The sequence below is a fragment of the Streptomyces sp. NPDC006430 genome (assembly GCF_040612395.1).
Classification (GTDB): domain Bacteria; phylum Actinomycetota; class Actinomycetes; order Streptomycetales; family Streptomycetaceae; genus Streptomyces.
Window position 1 is genome coordinate 1 of record NZ_JBEXQA010000082.1, and the last position, 5,236, is coordinate 5,236.

General features: G+C 68.9%; 3 protein-coding genes. 1 reads left to right on the forward strand and 2 read right to left on the reverse strand.

The annotated features are described in order from the left end of the window. Positions 1–1,107 (reverse strand): Hsp70 family protein (locus ABZZ20_RS36520; RefSeq protein WP_356877315.1); only part of this gene is annotated, 1,107 nt, incomplete at its 3' end. Positions 1,108–1,911: 804 nt separating this feature from the next. On the opposite strand from ABZZ20_RS36520, the gene ABZZ20_RS36525 reads away from it, so the two are divergent. Next, a complete protein-coding gene (locus ABZZ20_RS36525) occupies positions 1,912–4,344 on the forward strand; it encodes a SpoIIE family protein phosphatase (RefSeq protein WP_356877311.1) in 2,433 nt (810 codons plus the stop codon). 181 nt (positions 4,345–4,525) lie between these two features. Here the strand turns inward: ABZZ20_RS36525 and ABZZ20_RS36530 are convergent, their stop codons facing one another. Continuing rightward, positions 4,526–4,894 carry a PRC-barrel domain-containing protein gene (locus ABZZ20_RS36530; protein ID WP_356877313.1) on the reverse strand — a complete coding sequence of 123 codons (369 nt, stop codon included), beginning with the start codon at positions 4,892–4,894 and terminating at the stop codon, positions 4,526–4,528. Between the last annotated feature and the right edge of the window lie 342 nt (positions 4,895–5,236).

The following is a 5,236-nucleotide window of genomic DNA, read 5'->3' on the forward strand; positions in this document are numbered from 1 at the left end:
GTCGAGGAGCAGGACGTCCTTGACCTCACCCTTGAGGACACCGGCCTGGAGGGTGGCGCCGATGGCGACGACCTCGTCCGGGTTGACGCCCTTGTGCGGATCCTTGCCGGTCAGCTCCCTGACGAGTTCGGTGACGGCCGGCATACGGGTGGACCCGCCGACCAGGATGACGTGGTCGATGTCCGAGACCTTGATCTTCGCGTCCTTGACCGCGTTGTGGAACGGCGCCTTGCAGCGCTCCAGCAGGTCAGCAGTCAGCTGCTCGAACTGGGTGCGGGTGAGCTTCTCGTCCAGGTGCAGCGGGCCCTCGGCGGACGCCGTGATGTAGGGCAGGTTGATCGTCGTCTCGGTCACGGCAGAGAGTTCGATCTTCGCCTTCTCCGCCGTTTCGCGCAGACGCTGGAGTGCCATCTTGTCCTTCGACAGGTCGATGCCGTAGGCGTTCTGGAACTGCTTCACCAGGTGATCGACGATCTTCTGGTCCCAGTCGTCGCCGCCGAGGTGGGTGTCACCGTTGGTGGACTTGACCTCCACCAGCCCCTCGCCGATCTCCAGGAGCGACACGTCGAAGGTGCCACCGCCGAGGTCGAAGACGAGGATCGTCTGGTCGTTCTCCTTGTCCAGTCCGTACGCCAGGGCGGCGGACGTCGGCTCGTTGATGATCCGCAGCACCTTCAGCCCTGCGATCTCACCGGCCTCCTTCGTCGCGGTGCGCTGGGAGTCGTTGAAGTACGCCGGAACGGTGATCACGGCGTCCGTGACGTCTTCGCCGAGATAGGCCTCGGCGTCACGCTTGAGTTTCTGCAGGACGCGCGCCGAGATCTCCTGAGCCGTGTACCGCTTGCCGTCGATGTCGCCGGCTTCCGGGAAGTGCCAGTCCGATTCCCCCACGTGGCGCTTGACCGACCGTGCGGTGCGATCGACGTTCGTCACCGCCTGCCGCTTGGCGATCTCTCCGACCAGGACTTCTCCGCCTTTGCCGAAGGCCACCACGGAGGGGGTGGTCCTGTTTCCTTCGGTGTTGGTGATGACCGTGGGCTCGCCGCCCTCCAGGACTGCGACGACGGAGTTGGTGGTGCCCAGGTCGATTCCGACTGCGCGTGCCATCATGCACTCCTCTCAGATCAATGCGCCTTTCGACCGCTCACTTCGCCGGGCGGCCCGGGGGAGGCGTTGATCTCCTTGGGCGAGCCCTCTGCGGCCCTGATCTCGATCTTCCAAGGCTTGGCCTCCTCTGCGACCGGAATGGTCAGCCGCACCGCGCCGGGCCTGGTAGGAGGCCTCGATGCGGTAGGTGTCCAGTGTCTCCCCGAGGAACGGCTGCCGGCTGAACTCGTCTGCGGGGCGCTCCGCGACAGCACCTCACTGGCGTCACCCGAGGCGGGGACGACGAAGGCATCACCTTCGCCGAAGGCGCCCATGGGTACAGCCGTCGGCCGGGCCGTGGCGACACTTCCTCTATAGCGCGCGGCAATAAAGTTGACAAGGGTCGACTCAATATCTGCCGAATGCCACACGCGACATCGGCTCGGGCCGGCCAAGGGTTCATCGAGGACGGAGGCGGAAGCCGCACGGGTGCCCGCGCAGTCCTGGCCGTGCTGGCTGGTTGCACACCTTGGTTGGCCCCGTGCGGGTCGAGCTCGCCGCCCGGCTCCCCGAGGCGTACGCCACGATCCCGCACCGGCCTCGGCCGCACCCGGCCCCGTCTGCCGCGACTCCAAGGGCCGCATCCAGCCTTGATCGTCGTACGCCGGCCGTGTTCGCCCCGTCCGGTTACGGCACGCGTCCACGCAGCGTGAGGCGGCACCGGCCTCTCCGGCTTGCGTTCCGACTCGCCCGGACCGCCCTGGGCGCGACAGCATGGAGAGAGGTCGGTCGGCAGGATGCCCTTCGGGAGGAGCGATACAGACGGTGACCAGTCAACGCTTTGCCTTCTGCGGGGCGGAGCTCGCCGCTGTCTATGTGGTCGCCGACCAGGGCAGGGAACTCCATCTGGCCGAGCTGATCGGAAACCGAGGCGTCCTCTACGGGCTGCCCGCGATCCTCGCCGTGGCCGGCCATTCGCCCGCCGCCAATGCCTTCCGCTCCCGCCGTCCGCTGTGGCTGACTTCCAAGGAACTCGCCACGTTCATCGAGGACGATCCCCACCACGTCCCCACCCGGGTCCGGCACGGTGCGCCCGACGCGCCGTCCAGGATCTCGCTGGGTGCGCTGCCGCTGGGGCATGGAGACCAGGAGCTCGGCTGCCTGATCGTCGCCGGGGACGTCGGCGACGGCTTCAGCGCCGACGACCGCAGCCTTCTGGAGCTTTACGCCGATCAGGTGGCCGCCGGACTCGAATCCGCCGCCGTGCGCTTCGCCGGACGCAAAGCCCCGCAGGCGCATCTGGGGCAGTCCCTGGTGCCTCACCACGGCGGCGCTTTCATCCTGGAACTGCGCACCGGCCGCATGGAGGCCCACGCGCACGTGCTGGAACTGCTCGGTCTGCCTCCCGAGCAGTTCGACGGGCAGGTGGAGACCCTGCTTGCCTGCGCCGTTCCCGACGACATGCCCGCACTGATGGCGATCGTGGAGCCGGACCAGCTGGCCGCCGCCGACCAGCAGCTGGCGTTCCGTATCCGCCGCCCGAACGGCGAGCTGCGCTGGCTGGGGCTGCGCTGCCGCGTAGAGGTGGACTCCGATGGCAGGCCGCAGCGCGTCCTGGGGGTGGTGGCCGATGCCACCTATCTGCGCCCCAGCGCAGACGACGTATCCCTCGTGCAGCGGCTGTCGGCCACACTGGCGGGAGCAGCGACCATCCGAGAGGTCAGCCGGCTGGTGGTCACCGCCCTGCGCGAGCCGCTCGGCGCCGCCCGGGTCGCGGTCGGCGAACTGGAACCCGAGCGGCTCATCGTCACCGCCCTCGACCCTCCGGAGCCGGATGCCTGGCCCGAGGTCTGGCGCTCGGAATGGCGGTCCGAGTGGCCTGACGTGTCGCTCAGCGGCCTGCCCACCCTGCAGAGTGCGCTGCGTGGGGGGCACATGAGTCTGTGGCCGCCGGGCGCGGCTCTCGAACCCGGTCTCCTGGGCGTCGGGACCGGCGGTCTCGCCGTGCTGCCGCTGCCCGCCGAGGGCCGGATCGTCGGGGTGTGTTTGGTGGGGTGGGACGCGGAGCACCGGTTCGGACCGGAGGAGCGGTCACTGCTGACGGCGACCGCGGGGCTGGCGGGGCAGGCGTTGCTGCGCGCCCACGCACTCGATGCGAGGCACGAACTCGCCACCATGCTCCAACGCAGTCTGCTGCCCCGTAAGCTCCCGGAGCTGCCGGGCGGGGTCGCTGTCGCCCGCTACCTGCCCGCGACGGCGGGACTCGAGGTCGGCGGCGACTGGTATGACGTCATTCCGCTCAGTGACGGTCATGTGGCGTTCGTCATCGGGGACGTACAGGGGCACAGCGCGGGGGCCGCCACCATCATGGGCCAGATGCGAACGGCGGTCAGGGCCTACGCGGTGGAGGGCCACCCGCCCGATGTGGTGGTCGCCCGGGCCAACCGTCTGCTCGTCGGCATGGAGACCGATCTCTTCGCCACCTGCGGGTATGTGGACCTGGACATGGAGGAGGGCATCGCCAGGGTGGTACGGGCCGGTCATCTGCCGCCGATACTGCGCCATCCCGACGGTGTCACAGAGGAGATGGCGGTCGAGGGCGGGCCTCCGTTGGGAGTGCTCGCCGAAGCCCAATTCCCCATGACCGAGGCGGGGCTGCTGCCCGGCACCCTGCTCATCCTGCTGACGGACGGCCTGGTCGAGTCCGCCAGGATGCCGCTGGAGGAGGGCGTGCGTCGGGTGTGCGATGTGCTCGCCGCGGCCGACCCGGCCGATGTCGGAGGGGTCGCCGACGAGTTGGTCCTCGGTGTGGGCCTCCGCGACGACGATGTGGCATTGCTGTTGCTGCGCTACGACGGCACACTGGGCCGGCCGATGCGGAGCCACTGGACGGTGTGGCGGCTGCCCAACGCGGTCATGCACGCGCGCCGCTTCACCGCGCGCACCCTGCGGTCCTGGGGCGTGGTGGAGGAACTCGACGTAGCTCTGCTGGTCGTGTCCGAGCTGGTCACCAACGCCATCGCGCACACGCAGGGCGAGGTGGGGATGGATCTGATCCTGTCGGAGGACCGGCTGCGGATCGCGGTGAACGACGCGTCGCCGCGCAGTCCCGTCAAACCGGTGTCGGTGAGCTGGGAGTCGACCGGCGGTCGCGGGCTGCTCATCGTCGAGGCGACGACGACGGCCTGGGGCTCGGTGCCGCTCAGCGGCGGCAAGCAGGTGTGGGCCGAGATCCCCTGGCGCCGCGCGAGCGGCTGACGCACAGGGTGATTCGGCGGTTGACCCTGTACGGACCGGGCCCGCGCGGCCAGTGGCGTTGGTCCGATGGGCAGCCGAGCGCGCTCGACGACGGCATGCGGATCGTCGCGTACCCGCGCATGATGATGCTGGTCCCGGCACCACGGGGTGCCGGGACCAGCATCATCATGCGCGGACAGGATCAGGCGGGGCGACCGCCGAAGGGGGCGCCGGTGCCGTAGTAGGTGCCCAACTCTGCCCGGTATCCGGCGTCGCCGAGGTGCTTGTCCCGGTGGAACTCGGGCGCGTTCTTGATCTGTTCCCTGGTCCGGTCGACGAGGACCTTCTTGTCCTCCGTGTCGATCCTGACGACCGTGCTCGCCGGGAGGAGGACCTCCTTGCCGAAGATCCATACACCGGTGTCCACGACCAGGTAGGCGTCACCGACCTCTTCGGAGTGCTTGTCGACCTTGCCGATGCTCCCGTCGGTCGCCTCGACCTTGTAGCCGGTCAGGTCCGTACCGGCCAGGTGGCCCGAGGTCGACCTGTAACTCCACACATGCTCAGTCACGCGAAAACAACTCCTCGGTCAGCGGGGGGCGGCGGGGAAATGATTTCCCTGCCGATCCTCCTTGTTCCGTTCATCGTTGTGGCGGGTCCTGCGTTTCCGCCTGGATTTCGTCTGCCCCGCTTTCGCTGCTTCACGCAACCGGATCGAATGCGGGACCGGGACGGTCGTCGATCGTGGAGGTGAGCAGGTCCCCTGCTGAGGTCCCCTGCTGCGTCACGACGGCCGTCCCGGCTGTTCTCCGGATACCCCTGCCATCCGCATTCAGTAGGCACGGGTAGACCGGGCCCGCACACGACGACATGGCGGTGGCCTGCCGCCCCCTTCGTAAGGGGGCGGCAGGCC